This window comes from Glutamicibacter sp. (genome assembly GCF_050701915.1).
In the GTDB taxonomy this organism is placed as follows: domain Bacteria; phylum Actinomycetota; class Actinomycetes; order Actinomycetales; family Micrococcaceae; genus Glutamicibacter.
Window position 1 is genome coordinate 1 of sequence record NZ_JBOGEG010000012.1, and the last position, 18,280, is coordinate 18,280.

Sequence of the window (18,280 nt, forward strand, 5' to 3'; positions counted from 1 at the left end):
GGCTATCCGCCGGCTCGGTGCAGCACCCGGCCGCTACAGCCCGCGGCCGGCCTCCCAGAGATTGTCCGAGGTGCCGGTTAGCAGCGAATTCAACGAGACGGCTTGGGCATCGGTGAAGGAAGCAATGTAATCAACGATGGCCCGGGCTTGGCCCAGCCGCTGGATTTCATGCGGGCCGGACTGCGAGAACAACTCTGGGGTGCTCTCGCGCAGCTGGCGGTATTCCTCGGTGGTGGCTTCCACCGAGTCCAGCAACCGTCGCGGTGCACGACCGGCATCCTCCGGATCGTTGAGCCAGGTGTTGAAGCCTTCTGCCAGGGAACGGATAATTCGCGTTTGCCCGCGCTGGTATACCGCCAGATCTGAACGGTCCAAGACGAAGCGGGAATGGACAAACTTGAGTACCACGACGTCATGCCACGCTTCATCGCTCAAGCGGATATGGCCGCTGCGCACGTTAGGCGTGCGTTCAACGGTGATGGATTCCTGCAATCGGTCAATCCATCGCCGGGTGAAGGCGGTAACCGCACGGTCTGCCTGCAGGCCGCCGTCGTAGGGAACTGCGAGCAAGCCATCGACGAGGTCATGGCCGACCCGTTGCACCGAGGCGCGGAATGCTTCAGGATTGGCAATCCAGGGATCCTTGGCCAGGACATGGCGCCACGTAATTTCCAGCGCATGGCCCGGTTGCCGTTGGTCCAGTTCTGGAGCCTTCAGGGCTTGGAAGCGGACGGACTTATCCAGCCACGCTCGCAGTTCAGCGGAGACGCTGGTGTATTGCAAAATGCCAGCTCGATAGAAATCATCGAGGTCATGAACCGCGTATGCGATATCGTCTGCGATATCCATAACCGAGCTTTCCAGCGTCTGCTGGTATTTTCCGATGCCCGGGAAGACCGAAAGGACATCGTCCATTTCCACGGCCTCGATATCGTAGGCCGAATACTTCATGGCGCCAGCAGCCGGATTCGCACCGACGCCGCGGGGGATCAGCTCCGGGGCGACCGGGGCCTGGCTGCGCCATTCATTGCGCGTCCAGGGGTATTTGAGGACAGCCGCGCGAACCGCGCGGGTCAGGTTCATGCCGCGCGGTGTGGCATCGCAGCTATCGAGGGCGGTGAGGATCCGGAAGGTCTGTGCATTGCCTTCGAACCCATCAGGAAGCCCCAAGGTATCGCGGGCGACCCGGTCGAGTTCCTGCTCTCCCAGATGCCCGAAGGGCGGGTGGCCCAAATCGTGGGCCGCTGCCGCGGCCTGGACGACGACCGGGTCGCAGCCACCAAGATCGGAGATAAGTCGCCTAGTCGGTTCGTCACTCCTTCTCAGGCTGATCGCGATGGAACGCGCCACAGCGGAGACCTTAAGCGAATGGGTCAACCGGTTGTGGACCAGGGTGCCTGAACCAGCCTGGGGAATCACCTGCGTCACCGAGGACAGCCGGGAGAAGTACGGGGAGAAGCGGATGCGCTCAATATCAATGCGGAACTCATCTTCACCGGTGCGATTCCGCTCGACGATAGCGCGGTCGCGGCCGCCGGTCTGATGTGTCTGTGCTCTAGTTTCCATCGTATGACTAGCCTAGGCGAAAGGCCGCGAGATACCACGGGATTGTCATGCGAGTTCTATAGCGGAACTGCCTCTACCACCAATCCTATCCGCGGGTTCCTGGTGAAATAAGGCGCCTAATGAGGGCAATAAGATCAACGAACGAGATTCAGTGGTGTCTGACCCGAAGAAAGCAACTGAACCTGTCGAGTTGCTAGTTCTGAAACCAATTCCACGAACTGTCCTGTATCACCAGCCATATGCGGGGTGATGATGCATCCCGGGGCGTTCCACAGCGCGTGGCCAACCGGCAGCGGTTCTGGGTCGGTAACGTCCAATGCGGCACGCAGTCGCCCGGACTCCAGCTCTTTAATCAGAGCTGCCGTGGCAATGATTGGTCCTCGCCCAACATTGACCAATAGAGCACCGTCGCGCATCCGTTCCATGAACTCCTTGTTAACCAGTCCTTGGGTTTGGGGCGTGTGAGGCAAAGCGCAGATGACTATATCCGCTGATGGCAATAGCTGATGCACGTTTTCAAAGGCGACAACGTCGATCTCGCCGTTAATGGTGCGCGCGGTGCTGGCAACTCCCGTGATCTGTGCAGGCTTGAATGGCTTGAGTCGTTCGATAATGGCTGTGCCCACGCCTCCAACGCCAAGTACTACAACATTCGATCCGTGCAGAGATGAGGTCCAAAGCCGCGACCAGGATTCTTCCTTCTGGAGTTGATAAGCCCTGGGAAGTTCGCGCAGTGAAGCAAGAACCAATGCCAGGCAATGCTCCGCAGTTGAGTCTTCAACCGCGCCCTTGGAGTTTGAGAGCGCCACATCCTCGGGCAAATGATCCAGCACCCATTCGTAGCCGATGGATAGCAGATGGACGTGCTTCAATCCAGCAACTCTACCCACCCTCATTCGGTGCGATGGATCCAGTGGTCGCTCGGTAACGAGCACATCAGCTGCTGGAGGCTCGCCATCATTGATATTCCACAAGACGGTTTCGACCCCGGGAATCTGCATGCTGTCGACCAAGCTCTGCCACGGAACTAATACGCGCAAACCATGAATCCAATCGTGAGATGAGATATTGCCGGAGGTGGCCCGGGCTTTGAATTCCACCGTACCAAGACGCTCGATGAAATGATCAGTTCCGCGTCCAACCTGATTCAGAAGGCGGATCAGTTCACGGAAATATTTTCCTGAGAACTTGGTCCCTCGTCTAAACTGGCGATATGACTCAGAGTGTGAAGAAAATCCAACAGGCCGGAGTGGGAATGACTACAGGAGCAATGTTCATTGCCGGGACCTTGGGCCTTGTTGGAGTAATCATGCTGATTCTCGGAGGAGCGACTGCAGCGGCGCTGCTTATTCTCGCGGCAGCGATTCTGCAAGCAGGCGCCATGATCGCCGAAGCGATATACCGTTCCAGAAGCTAGCGCTCAGTGGCACCGTCCGCGTAGTGCTGTACCGGAGCAAGGATCAGCCTTCTGGACCCTGCTCAAGTTCTGCAACGAATCGGGCCAACCGGGCGGTTCTCGTCTTCTCCGTTCGGGCAATCATCAGCTGATGCAGGATGTGATAGCGCGGTTGGGATTTCAAGGCCGCAAAGTTCTTGGCCGCCACGGCCGAGCGATCCAGTGCTTCTTGCAAATCCGGAGGAACCTGGGCGGTGGCCTGGCCCTGGTAGGCACGCTCCCACCGTCCATCTTCCTTGGCCTTCTGGATTTCCGCGAAGCCTCGTGGCCGCATGCGTCCTTGATCAATTAATTCCTGGGCGAATTCAGTGTTCTTCTGGGACCAGACAGAGTTCTTCCGGCGGGGAGTGTAGCGCTGGAGGAAGGTCGTCTCGTCGCGTTTGCGGCGGATGGCATCGATCCATCCGCTGCAAAGCGCCTCGGGCAATGCTTGTGCGACAGCGAGCGAGGTGGGGGAAGTCGTTCCCTTCTTTGCCACTACCAGCCAAACGCCACCGCTGGTTTCTTCGTGTTCGTCGAGCCAAGCGCGCCAAGCGGTGACATCAGGAAGAATCAAAGCATCTTGTGGATCCATGGAATCTATCCTGCACCTCGTTGCCCATAGTTGCTAGAGCTTGGATTCGCCGTCGGGATGATGCCTGCCATTGCTGGCCCGAAGGACGGCGGGTCGTGGCCGGAGACCGTGGAGCAATTTCCTGCTCCGGAACATCATGAAATGACACGCCACGGATCATGGCGAATAGCGCGGTCAGCCGTCGGCGAGCATCAATGCCGGCAGGCTACGTGGAGCTGGCCACCCCATGGCTGTGCGCCAGCGCGACAGCTTGGGCGCGGGAGCTGACGCCCATCTTCTTGAAGAGATTGCGCACGTGGAATTTCACCGTGTTCTCGCTGATCCCCAGCCCCTGCGAAATAGCACGGTTGCGCTGCCCCGCTGCCAGGAGCTGCAGGACCTCGAATTCCCGGCCACCCAAGCTCCATTCGGAGATTTCCGCGACGGCCGACGGCGGGGCATCCAGCGGGAGCCGCACCGCGACCTCCGTGCCCCATCCGCCCATGACCTCGATCTCGATCAGTCCGTTCAGCGCCTCCACACGCCGCACGAGGCGGTCCATGGCCGCCGCGGAGGGATCGATGCCGCCGCGTGCATCATCGCGGACATTGATCAGCAAATTCTCGCCGTCGCAGTTCCACTGCACCCGGATCCGCTGGATGTCTTCCTGCTCCATCATCGCCAGGGCCAGGCCGCGCACGATGGCCCGGGCGGCATGGGCCACCTCTCCGGGCAGCGCCCTGCCATTCTTGGGCGGCTCGACGAATTGCAGGTCCACGCCGCTCAAAGTGGTCAACGGGCGCAGGTCATCGCGCAAGCGCGTGAAAGCCGAAGCGACCGGTTCCTCCACGATGCTATTGGTGCGGTCATCCACGGTCTTGAGCCCGACCAGGGTCTTGGCCGCCAGGTCGATGGCGGCAACGCGCGCGGCCGCATCGTCCAATTGCGTGGAGCGCAAGGTCGCCAGCAGGATATCGAGGCTCGTCGCATACTGTTCCACCAGCTCGCCGGTGACCCGGACCCGCTCTGCCGAGACCGCGCGCGATTCGCGCAGATAGGACGGAGGGGCATCGGCCACCTTCTCGCGGATCCGGTTGGCGGCCAGATTCCACAGGTATCCGATCATCTCGGGCTGGCCACCGGCGGGGCGGGGCTCGATGAGCACCAGCAGCGCATTGCTGGGCGGGTAGCGCAGGGCGAGGATCTCCCGCGGAGCTCCGCCGATCTCGGCACGCTCGCTCCAGCGGTTCTCACCGGGATGGGAACCGCGGATCCGATCCAGTTCCGCAATGCCCACCAGATCCGTGATGCGCTGGTCACCGGCGAGCTTCCTGGGCCTATCGGTGCACTCCTCGGTGAAAATGGCCAGGGCCGCGCAACGGATTTCCGGAGCCAGGGCATCACGCAGGCGAACGGCGATCTGCGGCAGTGCAGCCGTGGCCAGCAGCGCGATCGATTCGAGCACCCCTGGTGCCGGTGCGGCAGCTTGCAGGCCAGGGGCGATAGAGGAGTCCAGAATGCTCATGCAGGCGAGTGTATCGCAGTTCGGGGGACCAGCCACTATCCGAAAGGATAGGTTCAACTGCCTGTAAATGGCGTAGCGGCCACCCCTTTCTGGCCGGAGAATTGACTCATGCCCATCAAAGCCGATCCGGTCCGCCGGGAGGCGCTGTCGAAAGGAATGGCATGAACACCATGGCCGAAGCCCTCACCGAAGCGATATCCCAGCAGGACGTGCTGGACACCATGAACCTGGTCCACTCGGAGATCGAGGCAACCGTGCGGGGCGTGAAGCCGCGGCAGGTCATCGAGCTCGCAGCGCAGCTGCGCGCTGCACCGAGGGTGTTCGTAGCCGGCGCCGGACGCAGCGGGCTGGCCCTGCGCATGGCGGCGATGCGCCTGATGCATCTGGGCCTGGCCGTGCACGTCGCCGGGGATGCCACCACGCCGGCCATCAGCGAGGGGGACCTGCTGCTCGTGGCCTCCGGATCCGGAACCACCGCGGGCGTGGTCCAGAGCGTCCGCACCGCCCAACGGGCCGGCGCCCAGATCGCGGCCATCACCACCGATCCATCCAGCCCCATCGGGACGGCCGCCCACGTTCTCGTAGAAGTCCCGGCCGCCGGGAAAACGGACCACGGATCGTCCATCACCCGCCAATACTCCGGCAGCCTGTTCGAGCAGGCGCTGTTCCTGATCACCGAAATCGTGTTCCACACGCTTTGGAGCGCGGATGACGCCACCGCCCAGCAGCTGTGGCAGCGCCACGCGAATCTGGAGTAGACCGGTGCTTTGGCGCCAATACCAACCCACCACCAATAACCCCTGAAAGGGACTATCATGAAAATCCAAGTTGCCATCGATCTGCTCAGCACCGCCGAAGCCCTTGAGCTGGCTGGAAAAGTCGCCCCGTATGTGGACATCATCGAGCTGGGCACCCCGCTGATCAAGGCCGAAGGGCTGTCGGTAATCACCGCCATCAAGCAGGCCCACCCGGACAAGACCGTCTTCGCGGATATGAAGACCATGGACGCCGGGGAACTGGAAGCGGATATCGCTTTCGCCGCTGGCGCGGATCTGGTCTCCATCCTCGGGGCGGCCGATAATTCCACGATCGCCGGCGCGGTCAAGTCCGCCACCGAGCGCGGCAAGGGCATCGTCGTGGATCTGATCGGCATCGCTGACAAGCCAGCCCGGGCCCGCGAAGTTGCTGCGCTGGGTGTCCAGTTTGTCGAATTCCATGCTGGCCTGGACGAGCAGGCGCAACCGGGCTACGACCTGGAAGCGCTGCTGAGCGCTGGCACGGCATCCCAGGTGCCGTTCTCGGTGGCTGGCGGTGTCAGCATCAGCACGATCGCGAACGTCCAGAAGTCCGGCGCGCAGGTAGCCGTAGCTGGCGGTGCCATCTACTCCGCCGATGACCCGGCACTGGCAGCCAAGGAACTGCAGGCCGCACTGGTCTAGACGCGATTCCCCGCGAGGTTGTGAAAACGATCTGACGGAGTTATCGCCACCGATCCTGGTGGGGTTGACGATGAACTTAGAGATGAAGCCGGGCGCTGCAGTGTGCGGCCCTGGCTTCATCGCTGCCAGAAAGCCGGTATATGCCTATTCTTGCGCCGGCGTCCGTCTGAACCGTTCGACTTTCCCAGGGGCCTTGACCGGTACGGTTTGGTGCGGCGGTGCTTCAGGTCTGGCGGTGTCTGGGCGCACACTGTGGTAATGGCAATGCCCGCCCTGGCGGAGAAACCGCCGGCCCGTTCCCAGAGCCCAGCCGTGGTTTGCTTCGGTATTTGTGGGATTGAATATTCGGATCATGCTCATAAATTTTTGAACGCTTCAAAAACCTGACTCAGATTGACGCAGAGAAAGTGCTCCCTCGGTAGGCCATTGACGACCCAAACTTGTTTTCGGATTTTGGCGCCGACCATGGCACGGCTGCTGGGTGTCCAAAGCGCCGACAGTCACCAGGGCAAGTCAGGCGCACAGGGCCACATAGGTGTCAGCAAGCTTCATGGACGTCCACGCCCAGATCGCGATGGCGAAAACGCCAACGGTCAGTGCTCCCGCGGTTCCGGGTGCGACGGGTGTGAAGGCCGAAACCGCTGGAATGATCCAGCCCATCCGCCGCTGGCACTGCCTTCCCGGCTTCGGCGGTGCCGGGGTGCTCGCCGGTTTGGTGCGGTCGTAGTCCTCGGTCATTTCCATCTGTATCCCGCCCCACGGATGGAATTAATGCGTTCGGCGCCGATCTCATTGCGCATACAACGCATGGGAACGTCCACCACATTGGAAGCTGGGCCGAGGTCCATCAACAGTGGGACGAACAGAACGGCACGGTTGTGGGAGCCGCGTAGGAAAACAAGCTAAGGAGCCTCTGCTAACCCCGGGACTTGACACTATGCCAATTCATGATTTGGCTGGCAAGTTCTTCACCGTGAGCAAAGGCGATGACCTGGTTGACTGCCATTTCGGAGACCCGCGAGATGAACTGTCTAGTGTTTCCGGCCATGTGCGGGGTGATGATGCAATTCGGCGCGTTCCACAGCGGATGGTTTGCCGGCAGCGGCTCGGGATCGGTGACAACCAAAGCCGTATGCAGCCTGGCTGCTTGCAGCTCTGGCAACAGGGCTTCGGTGTCGACGATGGGCCCGCGTCCCACGTTGACCAGCAGCGAGCCGTCCTTCATTGAAGAGAGGAACTGAGCGTCAATGAGCTGCTCGGTTTCCCGGGTATGCCGCAGGGCAACAATCACCACATCGGCAGTGGGAAGAAAAGCCCAGAGCCGGTCGAGAGAATAAATGGGGTAGCCCTGTTCATGGATTCGTTCGGTACGGGCAAGTGACGTTAGCTCGGCAGGCTTGAAGGGCAGAAGCCGAGAACGGATCTCGTTGCCGACTCCGCCGGCCCCGAGAAGCACTACCTTGGACCCCTGCAACGGGCTAGTCCACGTCCTGGTCCACTGCCGCTCGCGCTGCTGCTGGCCAACTTGCGTAGCTGGCGCAAGGATGCCAAGACCAGGGCGAGGCAGTGTTCGGCGGTGGCATCTTCCACGGCGCCCTTGGAATTGGCCAATGACACTTGTTCAGGAAGATGCTCCAGAACCCATTCGTATCCGATGGAGAGCAGATGGGCATGCTTCAGCCCCTTGATGCGGGAGACCCTTGAACGCAGCTCAGGATTGCTCGGACGTTCGGTAACTAGCACGTCGGCCGGCGGGGCGTTACTGGGGTCATCATCGATGTGCCAGAGGATCGGTTCGATTCCCGGAAGCTGCAGCCGGTCGACGAGATCCTGCCAGGGGGAGCAATACACGTAATGCCATGAGAAGAATGTCCTTTCGGGTTCTATGACAATTGTGACCGTTGGCTGGTAGCGATGAAAATTCTGGTGACCGGCTCATTGTTCCGTATCAGTTATTCCAGATTGCAGATCAAATAACTAATAGACTTAACCCATAATTCACAAAGGGATCATTGGAACAACCATACTGATTGGGCTTGGCTGGACAGTGTTTGTCTTTGGCCTCGTCGCGTTATTCTTCGGCCCGCTGGTCGGCGCGCTATTGGCGATTTCCGGCGCGGTACTGGTCAGCGGTCGCATGATCACCGAGGCGCTGAACAGGAAGTGGGACGCTTTCGAAGTACTGCAAAACAGCAGAGAAGAAGAAATGCCTGCAATCGATTAGCAACAGCCCACCGCGCTCTACCGTCTCCGAGAGCACCTCAGGGGTATGTGGCAGGCTGGCGAATCTCTGATTAGAGGCTGCTGGCTTACGACGTTGGGGCCCACGGGATCGGCAGCAGCCTTCTGGCCAGGGCAACCGTTCGTCGCTTCCCAGTGAACTGGATCTTGATCTTTGCAGGCGAAATGGTTGTGATGAGTTTCTTACGTCTTTTTCGTCGTGTATAGCCATTCGCGCCCTTGGTTACAGAAAAGATCTAGGGAGAATCTGGCTTGTTCACCTTAGCCTGATATTGCGGACAGCTGCCGAACGAGTTTCTCCAGTCTTGCCGACAGGGTCTTATCAGTCTTGGCGATCATCAGCTGGTGCAGAATGTGATAGGGCGGCTGGGACTTCAGCGCTTCGAAAGCGGCATTGACAGTCGGGTTCGCGTTTAGAGCGCGCTGTAGGTCTTCGGGCACTAGGGCTGTGGCCTGCCCTTGGTAGGCGCGGTCCCACCGTCCATCGGCTTTGGCCTTATCGATTTCCGCTTGCCCACGAGGGCGCATCCTGCCTTGCGCGATTAGTTCCTGGACGAACTGTGTACGCGGCGGCCGGCGTCGGCCGCGAGCTTGAACCACGGCGCACCCATCTCAACGCCCAGGGCTTTGGCTTCGCTGCTACGTGCGACCGCGCAGCCGTCGTTATTGGATAGCACGATCACCGGGCGGGCATCGAGCTTCGGGTCAAAAACCCGTTCGCATGAGACATAGAAGCTGTTCACATCCACATGGGCGATGTATTCGCGCCGCGGCTTACGGTCGGAGGAGTCTATGTTGGTAACCATCGGTATCACTTTCGTTGATATTCGCTAAGAAGAGTTGACCCAATGACACCTTTATTGAACCCATGATCTATCTAAGCGAATTGGTTTCTTAAAATATAGAACATAGGTTTGACAGTTTGGATAAATAAATGGGTAGCCACCTCGAACTCTTCGCGAGGTGCCTACCCATAAGGTGGTTGTTATTTCTTGCTTGAGATTCGGTGAATCCATGGAGGAATCCGAGGGTGACCGGCTGTGGTTCACCGCAGCATCTTCGGGTAACCATCACAGCGACTCGGCCATATCTGGACGGCTCTGGCCTCATCGGAAAAGATTAGTAACCAATACTTTGTCGCCGATTCTGGGTTTACCAAGTGCCGGAGAAGAACTATGCCTAGCTACAGCGACGGTTCAGCAGCAGAGTGTCGGTATACACGCTGGTGGGCTGTGTTCAGAGCGAGTGCCACATGCCTGTCCAGGCAGTAGCTGTGGCCATTACATCTTTTGTGCCATTAGATGGGCAACCTGATCTCATTGGCGAACCAGTCCTGCAATTGCGTCACCCAGGAGCCCCACAGGCCGGTGGCCATCAGAATTCCAAGAAGAATCAAGATGCCACCGCCCGCGCGCATGATCGATAGCTGGTGCCGACGCAGGAACTTCATGGCACCCATTCCGCGTCGCAACCCCACTGCGATGAAAAGGAATGGCAGCCCCAGCCCCATGCAATAGAAGAATGTCAGTAAGGCGCCCTTCGCAGGGTTGGGGTCAAGGCCGGTACTCATTGCCAACACTGCGGCAAGTGTGGGTCCGATACAAGGTGCCCAACCAAGCCCGAAGGTCACACCCAATACCGGGGCACCCCACAAGCCAGCCGGTGGTTTGCGGTGCATCTTCGCGTCGCGTTGCATGAAAGAAAATCCACCCATGAACACAATGCCCATGAAAATCACCAGCACACCGAGAAGCTGAGTGACCCAGGCACCTTCGAACCGCATCCATGCGGCGATTTGAGAAAAGACCACTCCGGCGAGCACGAAGACGGCAGTGAATCCGAGGATGAACAGAGCAATACCCGCGACCATGCGGCCACGTTTCTGCTCGACGAGATCAGCACCAGATAGCCCAGTCACGTAGCCAAGATAACCCGGAACCAAAGGAAGAACGCACGGCGACAGAAACGAGACGAGGCCGGCAAGGACCGCCACGGGAACCGCAAGCAGCAAGGATCCATCTTGGATAACCTCAGCAAAAGGGTTGCTCTGGACCGAAATTGCCAAGGTGGTGGTGAGCGGCAAATTCATCACAGCGACTCCTGAAGGGAGGTATCTATCAGGGCCTTAAGCGTGGCCTTTTCGGCCGCTCCAAGGACACGTGACGCGACCCGTCCCTGTTTGTCGCGCACCAGCGTGGTGGGCACTGCCTGCAATGGGACATATTGGGTCATAGCCAGCCGGATTTCACCTTGGGTGTCTTGCACCGATGGGTATGAGATCCCGAAAATGCGCTCGAAGGCTTGTGCGGCTTCTTTCTCGTCACGGATATTGATGCCGATAAATTCGGCCTTCACTTTAACTAAGGCAGCAAGCATGCCGGCGCGCAAGCAGGTACGCCGTCCCAAGCGCTGTGCTTGGGACTCGCTGAGGGTTTTCATGTTGTCAGACTCCTGAGAGGTTTGCAGAGACGGTTTGTGAGATCGGCGCCGGTTTATACATGGTTGTAGAACTGGATTTATGCACATGCCCATGGTTTCGTGAGCTACTTGACGTAGGAGAATACTCCCATCATGCCGCGTTCCGCATGATAAGCATTGTGGCAATGTGTGAGCCATTGGCCCGGGTTATCGGCATCAAATTGGACGGTGACAGTTTCCCGTGGACGGACAATCACGGTGTCCTTTCGTGCCCCGGACTGCCCGATTTGGAAGGTATGGCCGTGGATGTGCATCGGGTGCCACATGTCGGTGTCGTTGATGAATTTCACTTCCACGCGCTGTCCTTCTTTCAGATCAAAGGTATGCTCAAATGGCTTGGCCATGTCGAAACGATGGCCGTTGATGCCCCAGTCGTAGTTCTCCATTCCGCCGGTCAACCGCAGCTCGTGGACTTGGTCCGGCGTCTTGACCGCAAGATTCACGGAAGGGTCGGCGGTGAGCTGTCCACCGTCAACGATCTCTCCGGTCAAGGCCGTCGGGAGATCACCCTTTCTTGGGGCCGTACCTGTCCCGGTTGCAATGAGACCGTAGGCCATTTGGGCTTTCCCTTCGGCCAAGGCCAACAACGGTGTGAAACCATCTTGGATCGTCAAAAGCGCGTCGATGCGCTCTCCCATGCCCAAGACGACGGCGTCAACCTCAGCGTGAACGACCGGGAATCCATCGGTATGGGTCACGATAAGTTTCTGTTTCGGAACTCCGACCCGGTAGGCAGTGTCGCCCGCGGCGTTGACAATACGCAATCGAACTCGATCCCCGGGTTGTGCCATAAAAACCTCGGGTTTTTCGATGGTGGTGCCGTTGAACAAATGCAACGGATAGGCCACGTCACCGGCATCTCCGCCCAAAAAATCGCTGGTTGCACCCATGAGCATATGGCCCATCACCATGCCGCCGTCTTCGCTACCGTGGCTCATTCCACTCATCGGTGCCATCCCCTTAGCGAGCTCCTTCATCGCTTCATCAGGCGTTCCGGTGACACCATCAAGCCAGTCATCCAAGACGATCACCCACTCCTTGTCGTACTGCAATGGTTCTTGCGGATCATCAATGATCAGAGCGCCATAGAGGGCGCGTTCGCGCTGCATCTCGACGTGGGAGTGATACCAATACGTGCCGGGATGTGCCAGCTTGAAGTCATAGGAATAACTGGTCGCAGTCTCCACTGCCTCCTGTGTGAGTCCAGGCACGCCGTCGGCGTTGTTGCGTAAGGCAAGACCGTGCCAGTGGATGCTGGTGGATTCAGGAAGCTCATTGGTGAGGTTCAGGTTGAGCTGGTCACCGACCATGCCACGTAGTGTGGGGGCGACCAGCTTCTTGTCGTATCCCCATGTAGTGATCTTCTCTCCGGCCATTGCCGTGCTTATCGACTCTGCCTTCAGCGTTTTCGTGACCGTCTTTCCGGTACTGGGGCGCAAGTTTTCGACTTCTGCGATGAGCGGGTCGGTGGGCAGGACTCGGGACACCCCGGTGGAGTTCTGGGCCTTGGGTGCGCAGGCGCTTAGGGCAGCAGCTGCGGTCGTGGCAATGGACAGTCCAAAGAAGGAACGTCGGTTGAATTGGTAAGTCATGAAGCAGTCCTTTATGAAGTGTGAGTCTTGGGGGAGCATAGGAAAATAGAGGATGGCGGCCAGCTCGTGGCGCGCAGTCAATCCAACGGATTACGGTTTTTACGCAGCCTCATGCCGCTTTGGTGGTCCGCCGTGTCTGCAATGCCGCTGGCCGCCGTCTGGTATTTCAACTCCTAGCTCTCTGATCTTGGAGGAACACGGTGCCTAAGAGCTAACCTGCGGTGATTAGAGATCGTGACCGACGTTCGGCGGGTCGTTGATCCGGCCGAAGCCTACATTTCCGGTTACTGAAGATAGCGGTGGTAGATACTGGTTGCCATTCCATCCTTGGAGAATCGCTGCTCGACGCATGTCCAACCCTGCTTCTCATAGAATTTACCTGCCCCGTTGGCACCGGCCGCGGTGGCGAGCTCGGCCAACCTAGCATGGTCCGCTGTTGCACGTTTAAGGAATGCGTCCATCAGAAAAACGCCTATTCCTTCACCACGCCGATCTGGCAACACCACAAGTGATGTAATGACAGCAGGCGACGGTATCACTCTGTCGCTGGATACCGGGCTAGCGGTGCGTCCTAGCAGACGACGGGCATAGGGACGTGCGCGGGTGCCCAGAAAATGTAGAAGTACACGTGGCCGGATGGAGAGCGCCGCGAGACCCGAGAGGAGAAGTCCCCACTTCTGGTTGGCTAGTACGTCAGCGATGTGGCGGACTTGGTTGGTCGAGCCAATTAGGAAGCCTATTGGCTGTTCATCGTCACTCACGGCGACAAGGGCAATCCCGAATCGTTCGGTGAGGAACGTTTTCATCCAACGACGTACGAAGTGGTTTCCTAAGTGGGGGAATAATCCATCTGGAAGGTAGCGGATCATGTCCGAGGCCATCCTGCTCAGGTCTTGTTCTGTGGCATCTCTGATGACGACAGGTGAGCCGGTGCCGGGATTCTTTGAGGTTATTCGGCTCATGGGGTTTTCTCGGTGAAAGTCGCTCCGCCGTCCGTGGAGTGTGAGATACCCGTACTGGTGGCCACCCAGATCCGCACCTGTCCGCCATCGTCGCCGGTGGCGGCAATGGCAGCCGGTTGCCCGGTGACGACTCCACCAGTCTCTTGCCAAGTGCGTCCGGCATCGCGGCTGAGCTGCACCGCACCATCCGGTTCCACTCCGACGGCGACCGATTTGCTGGCAACAGCGGTCAGCAGCAGGACCGGAGCGTCTTGGGGTAAGGTCCAGGTTTTCCCGCCATCTTCAGAACGGTGTACTCCTTGTTCGGTGGTGGCCAGCACGACTTGGGACAGCGGGCTTCCGGCGAGATGATAGGGCTGGATGCCGGCATCTATGGTGTTCCATGTGACCGTGTCATCGGTCACCCGCAGTGTGCCGTCAAAACCGATGACGCTCTCGCCGGTGACGGCCAAGGCGTGGAAATCGGATTTGCCTTGAAGAGAGAGCGGTTCCCACGTGGACCCGCCATCAGTTGATCGGATCAAACCCGCCGGGTCGGGCAGACCGGTCTCAGTCGACGGGTGCCCGGAAGCGTAATACTCGTCTTTTCCGGCGGTGGCGAATCCCATCAGGTCAATGGTGGGCCCGATTTTCTGCGGTTCGTCAGCTGTGGCATCGAAGAGTCCCTCATGGGTGGCCAAAAGGATGCGCCCGGAATCCGGGTCAACGCTCATGCCGTGGACGTGGCTGAAGACTGCGACGCTGGCAGCTTCTTGCGCAGCGGGTCCTTCGCTGATTGACTGCGTGCAGCCCGTGAGTAGGACCATAGAGAGCGCGGCGACGGACAAGACTGCGCGTTTTTGAGCGCGCAAAAGTGAGTTCTGTGTAAGCATGGTGGTTCCTTGAATCAATCAGAAGTGCTGGTCAGATGGGTCAGGGGAGTCGGCACCCTAGGCAGCAGCGGCAACGTGGAGTCTTTAGAGGTCGGCTAGCAGGGTCTTCATGGCCTGAATTTCGGTTCCCTGGCTGGAGACAACATCCTTAGCCAGCTCGACGGCTGCAGGATTCGATCCGTTGGCGACTTCGTCCTCAGCCATAGTGATGGCCCCCTCATGGTGGGCGATCATTTGGGTCAGGAACAACCGCGAAGCTTCGGTGCCCTGGGTGGCTTCGAGGTTGGAAAGGTCCTCCGGGGTCATCATCCCGTCCATCTCATGGCTTCCGGACATCTTCATAGGCTCGCCCCAGGTCTGGAGCCAGTCGTTCATTTTCTTGATTTCCGGCCCCTGGGCGGCTTTGATGTCCTGGGCAAGCTCGGTAACCCGGGGATCCAGGTTTTTCTTGGCCAGCATGATGTCGCTCATCTGGACAGCCTGTTCGTGATGAGGCGTCATCATCTGCGCGAACATGGCATCGGCACTATTGTGGTCGGCTGCAGCATCGGAGGCCGACGGCGGCATGCTGCCATGATCCATGCCGGACATAGTGCTTTCAGGTTCGGTGGTGCCAGCGTTCGTGGAGCATCCGGACAGGACGAGTGCTGCTGCAAGAGCGGTTGCCGAAATGGAAGTCAGGCGTTTCATGTGGGTATTCCTTCAAAGTGTTCTCAAACGGGGTATCCATCAATACCCGGCCAAGACGGCACACAAGGGTGAGCACGAATAGCCGGAGCTCTCCCCTGTATGGGGAAAGCGGCCGGCGTTTTTATGTGCGACTGATAGAGAGTTCGATGAGTGAGGGAGTCCACGGCAACCGGTTTGCCGGTGCAGGCATGACTGGCGGGGCGCGCAGCCCCTTGCCAGGAATAATGAACCAACGCTTAGGAAGAAACCACAAGACGGCCAGGACAATGACTATGAGTACGCACATGGCAGCCATGAGATGATGTTCGCCATTGCATGGCCCGTAGCAGGTACTATCTGCGTCGCCACCGACCGTCCCATCTGTGGCCATTACGGCTGGACCGTGATCGTGGGAGACTGCTTGGTGCGCAGAGGCCGCGCTCAGACCAGCAGTATCTGGCGCTTGGTGGGACGCTCCTAAGACATGCATCCCCAAGATTCCGAGGATGATTCCGGCCAAACCCAGCATAAGAATAACCGGGCGGCGGCCAGCAGGATTGCCCGGCGCAGGGACAAGCAGAGACAGGAAACGACGAGGCGTCATAACCTGATTCATCGCATCCTGCCTTTCCACCAGAGTGAAGGTTTTCATCTCAAGGGTACTGGCGCATCCTGTGCCCGGCAAAAGAAAGCGCTTGAAACTGGTCTAGTGTGATTAATGTATGGTGTCTGGATCGAGATTGATGCGTCGCAGCAATTGGGCGTTGAGCGCGACCACGATGGTGGACAGGGACATCAGGATCGCTGCGATGGCCGGAGAGATCGACACCCCAGCAAACGCCAGTGCTCCGGCAGCCAGCGGGACCGCAATCACGTTATAGCCGGTGGCCCACGCCAGGTTCTGGATCATCTTGCGGTAGCTGGCTCTGGATAGTTCCAGCATAGACATCACCGCCCGCGGGTCGTTGCCGGCCAAGACAACCCCCGCCGATTCTATTGCCACATCGGTGCCGGCACCGATGGCAATGCCAACCTCGGCCCGAGCCAGTGCTGGGGAGTCGTTGACCCCGTCCCCGACCATGGCCACTTTCAGGCCGCGGGCCTGCAGCTCGGCAACCTTCTTATCCTTGTCCTGGGGCAGGACTTGGGCGAAGACCTCGTCGATGCCCAGCTTTCCAGCCACTGCTTCGGCGACCTGCTGCGCATCACCGGTGATCATCGCGACTTTGAGGCCCCGGGACTGCAACGCGGCAACGGCCTGGCGGGAATCGGCGCGGATCTCATCTTCCAAACTCAGGGCACCAATCACTTGCCCAGCACGAACCACGTGGAGTACGGAGGCGCCTCGCTCGACCCAAGGCTGAGTCTGCTCCTGCAGTTCTCGCGGGATCGTCAGGGCTTGGGAGTCAAGCAAGTTCGGTCCGCCGATCATGATGTCGGCTCCACCGACGTTGGCGGTCACGCCACGCCCGGTCAGCGAGGTAAATTCGGTAGCAGTCGGAATCCGGATGTCTCGGGCCCGGGCCGCTGCGACGATAGCCCGGGCCGAGGGATGTTCGCTGTCCGCCTCAACTGCGGCCGCCAGTGCCAGCAAGTCGTTATCGCTGAGACCAGGGGCTGTGGAAATGCCGGTCAGAGCAGGCTGGCCCAGAGTTAGAGTGCCGGTTTTGTCGAAGAGGACCACATCGATGGTGCGCATCCGTTCCAAGGCCATGCGGTTCTTGATCAGCACTCCAGCCCGTGCCGCCCGTTCGGTGGAGATCGCGATGACCAGTGGAATGGCAAGGCCCAGTGCGTGCGGGCAGGCGATGACCAGAACGGTGACGGTGCGGATAACCGCCTCGTTGGGACTGCCCAGGAGCACCCAGGTGAGGAAAGTGATGATGCCGGCGCCAAGAGCGAAGTAGAACAGAAAAGCCGCTGCACGGTCCGCTAGCGCTTGGGCTTTCGAGGAGGAGGCCTGGGCCTCAGAGACCAGACGCTGGATTCCGGCTAGAGCGGTATCTGACCCGACGGCTGCCACCTTGATGCGCAGGGAGCTGTCCGTGGCCACAGTGCCGGCCACTACGCTGTCTCCGGGACCTCGCGGTACGGTCTTGGATTCGCCGGTGATCATCGATTCGTCCAGTTCCGCTTGGCCTTCGGTGATTTCCCCGTCAGCAGGCAGCCGGCTACCGGAGCGGACCAGTACGATATCGCCGACGGATAGATCGCTGATTCGTACTGTGTCCGTGCCCTCTGCGGTGACGCGTTCGGCTTCATCAGGTAGCAGTTCTGCCAGAGCATCTAGTGCGCCGCGCGCCGAGCCTAGGGCGCGCATCTCGATCCAGTGGCCCAGAAGCATGATCACTACCAGCAGGGCCAGTTCCCACCAGAAGTCGAGGTTGAAGTTGCCGATGCCTAGCGTGGTGATCCACGAGGAGAGAAAGGCGATAGTGATTGCCAGCGTGATCAGCAGCATCATTCCAGGCTGCTTGCTGCGCAGTTCTTTCCAGCCGCCCTTCAGGAAGGGCAGTCCTCCGTAGAAGAAGATCACCGATCCGAGCACCGGAGCGATCCAGACGGCGCCGGGGAAGTCCGGGATCTGATAGCCGAAGAGGTGGGCGAACATCGGGCTGAAAATTACCACCGGGATTGAGAATGCCAGGCTCAACCAGAACTTATTCTTGAACATCGCGGTACTGTGTCCTGCGTGCTCGCCGTGGCTGTGGACGGCGTGTTCATCGTCAACTGCCGAATGCGCATGGCCAGCCGGCGTCGCCTGGCCATGAGTTGGCTGTTCAGACATCGGGTGTCCCGTGTGACTGTCTTTGGATGCGAGAGTGCGACCCCCGTGCCCAGGGGAGACTGAGTGGCCGTGTTCCCGGTTCTCCGGTGCGTGGTTCATGATGGCTTCCCTCCTGGACCCCCGAGGGCGGTCTCGAATT

General features: G+C 59.4%; 20 protein-coding genes and 1 pseudogene. 4 read left to right on the forward strand and 17 right to left on the reverse strand.

From position 1 onward, the window contains the following. Positions 1-33: 33 nt before the first annotated feature. Together ACRDT3_RS09140 and ACRDT3_RS09145 are read right to left on the reverse strand one after the other, a co-directional pair. Complete coding sequence (locus ACRDT3_RS09140; protein ID WP_431492691.1) at positions 34-1,566, reverse strand: deoxyguanosinetriphosphate triphosphohydrolase family protein; 1,533 nt, start codon at positions 1,564-1,566, stop codon at positions 34-36. A gap of 134 nt (positions 1,567-1,700) precedes the next feature. Further along, the gene (locus ACRDT3_RS09145) at positions 1,701-2,666 is read right to left on the reverse strand and encodes a 2-hydroxyacid dehydrogenase (RefSeq protein ID WP_431492692.1); all 966 of its coding nucleotides are present in this window, start codon (positions 2,664-2,666) and stop codon (positions 1,701-1,703) included. Between the two features lie 155 nt (positions 2,667-2,821). Between ACRDT3_RS09145 and ACRDT3_RS09150 the strand changes: the two genes are divergently transcribed. Next, a complete protein-coding gene (locus tag ACRDT3_RS09150; protein WP_431492693.1) occupies positions 2,822-2,983 on the forward strand; it encodes a hypothetical protein in 162 nt (53 codons plus the stop codon). Between the two features lie 43 nt (positions 2,984-3,026). On the opposite strand, the gene ACRDT3_RS09155 is transcribed toward ACRDT3_RS09150, so the two are convergent. Together ACRDT3_RS09155 and ACRDT3_RS09160 are read right to left on the reverse strand one after the other, a co-directional pair. Beyond that, on the reverse strand, positions 3,027-3,596 hold the full coding sequence (locus tag ACRDT3_RS09155; RefSeq protein WP_431492694.1) for a YdeI/OmpD-associated family protein: 570 nt from the start codon (positions 3,594-3,596) through the stop codon (positions 3,027-3,029). 205 nt (positions 3,597-3,801) lie between these two features. Next, positions 3,802-5,100, reverse strand: a complete 1,299-nt coding sequence (locus tag ACRDT3_RS09160) for a LuxR C-terminal-related transcriptional regulator (RefSeq protein WP_431492695.1) — start codon at positions 5,098-5,100, stop codon at positions 3,802-3,804. A 161-nt stretch (positions 5,101-5,261) separates the two neighbouring features. Between ACRDT3_RS09160 and hxlB the strand changes: the two genes are divergently transcribed. Continuing rightward, a complete protein-coding gene (gene hxlB / locus ACRDT3_RS09165) occupies positions 5,262-5,858 on the forward strand; it encodes a 6-phospho-3-hexuloisomerase (protein ID WP_431492696.1) in 597 nt (198 codons plus the stop codon). Positions 5,859-5,915: 57 nt separating this feature from the next. Continuing rightward, a complete protein-coding gene (hxlA, locus tag ACRDT3_RS09170) occupies positions 5,916-6,539 on the forward strand; it encodes a 3-hexulose-6-phosphate synthase (protein ID WP_431492697.1) in 624 nt (207 codons plus the stop codon). Between the two features lie 513 nt (positions 6,540-7,052). Here the strand turns inward: hxlA and ACRDT3_RS09175 are convergent. From ACRDT3_RS09175 to ACRDT3_RS09185, 3 genes are all read right to left on the reverse strand, one after another. Beyond that, positions 7,053-7,283 (reverse strand): hypothetical protein, encoded by a 231-nt coding sequence (locus ACRDT3_RS09175; protein ID WP_431492698.1) that lies wholly within the window; start codon positions 7,281-7,283, stop codon positions 7,053-7,055. 172 nt (positions 7,284-7,455) lie between these two features. Continuing rightward, entirely contained in the window at positions 7,456-8,013 is a 558-nt protein-coding gene (locus tag ACRDT3_RS09180; RefSeq protein ID WP_431492699.1) for an NAD(P)-dependent oxidoreductase, read from the reverse strand. Then, positions 7,995-8,390: a hypothetical protein gene (locus ACRDT3_RS09185; RefSeq protein ID WP_431492700.1), complete on the reverse strand. Its 396-nt coding sequence runs from the start codon at positions 8,388-8,390 to the stop codon at positions 7,995-7,997. Before ACRDT3_RS09185 ends, ACRDT3_RS09180 begins: the two co-directional genes overlap by 19 nt. Positions 8,391-8,586: 196 nt before the next feature. Here ACRDT3_RS09185 and ACRDT3_RS09190 point away from each other — a divergent pair, with 196 nt between their 5' ends. Beyond that, a complete protein-coding gene (locus tag ACRDT3_RS09190; protein WP_431492701.1) occupies positions 8,587-8,763 on the forward strand; it encodes a hypothetical protein in 177 nt (58 codons plus the stop codon). Between the two features lie 278 nt (positions 8,764-9,041). On the opposite strand, the gene ACRDT3_RS09195 is transcribed toward ACRDT3_RS09190, so the two are convergent. The 10 genes and pseudogenes from ACRDT3_RS09195 to ACRDT3_RS09240 form a co-directional block, all read right to left on the reverse strand. Then, a complete protein-coding gene (locus ACRDT3_RS09195) occupies positions 9,042-9,308 on the reverse strand; it encodes a YdeI/OmpD-associated family protein (RefSeq protein WP_431492702.1) in 267 nt (88 codons plus the stop codon). 47 nt (positions 9,309-9,355) lie between these two features. Further along, positions 9,356-9,586 (reverse strand): annotated as a pseudogene (locus tag ACRDT3_RS09200) (DNA polymerase V subunit UmuC); the annotation flags it as partial. 491 nt (positions 9,587-10,077) lie between these two features. After that, positions 10,078-10,869: a cytochrome c biogenesis CcdA family protein gene (locus ACRDT3_RS09205; RefSeq protein ID WP_431492703.1), complete on the reverse strand. Its 792-nt coding sequence runs from the start codon at positions 10,867-10,869 to the stop codon at positions 10,078-10,080. Then, the gene (locus tag ACRDT3_RS09210) at positions 10,869-11,219 is read right to left on the reverse strand and encodes a TlpA family protein disulfide reductase (protein ID WP_431492704.1); all 351 of its coding nucleotides are present in this window, start codon (positions 11,217-11,219) and stop codon (positions 10,869-10,871) included. Before ACRDT3_RS09210 ends, ACRDT3_RS09205 begins: the two co-directional genes overlap by 1 nt. Positions 11,220-11,323: 104 nt before the next feature. Beyond that, a complete protein-coding gene (locus ACRDT3_RS09215) occupies positions 11,324-12,850 on the reverse strand; it encodes a multicopper oxidase family protein (RefSeq protein WP_431492705.1) in 1,527 nt (508 codons plus the stop codon). 284 nt (positions 12,851-13,134) lie between these two features. Then, on the reverse strand, positions 13,135-13,812 hold the full coding sequence (locus ACRDT3_RS09220) for a GNAT family N-acetyltransferase (RefSeq protein ID WP_431492706.1): 678 nt from the start codon (positions 13,810-13,812) through the stop codon (positions 13,135-13,137). Next, positions 13,809-14,684 carry a F510_1955 family glycosylhydrolase gene (locus ACRDT3_RS09225; protein WP_431492707.1) on the reverse strand — a complete coding sequence of 292 codons (876 nt, stop codon included), beginning with the start codon at positions 14,682-14,684 and terminating at the stop codon, positions 13,809-13,811. Before ACRDT3_RS09225 ends, ACRDT3_RS09220 begins: the two co-directional genes overlap by 4 nt. A gap of 84 nt (positions 14,685-14,768) precedes the next feature. Continuing rightward, on the reverse strand, positions 14,769-15,374 hold the full coding sequence (locus tag ACRDT3_RS09230; RefSeq protein ID WP_417368025.1) for a DUF305 domain-containing protein: 606 nt from the start codon (positions 15,372-15,374) through the stop codon (positions 14,769-14,771). A gap of 121 nt (positions 15,375-15,495) precedes the next feature. After that, on the reverse strand, positions 15,496-16,005 hold the full coding sequence (locus ACRDT3_RS09235; protein WP_431492708.1) for a DUF6153 family protein: 510 nt from the start codon (positions 16,003-16,005) through the stop codon (positions 15,496-15,498). 63 nt (positions 16,006-16,068) lie between these two features. Next, positions 16,069-18,141 carry a copper-translocating P-type ATPase gene (locus tag ACRDT3_RS09240; protein WP_431492709.1) on the reverse strand — a complete coding sequence of 691 codons (2,073 nt, stop codon included), beginning with the start codon at positions 18,139-18,141 and terminating at the stop codon, positions 16,069-16,071. Positions 18,142-18,280 lie beyond the last annotated feature (139 nt).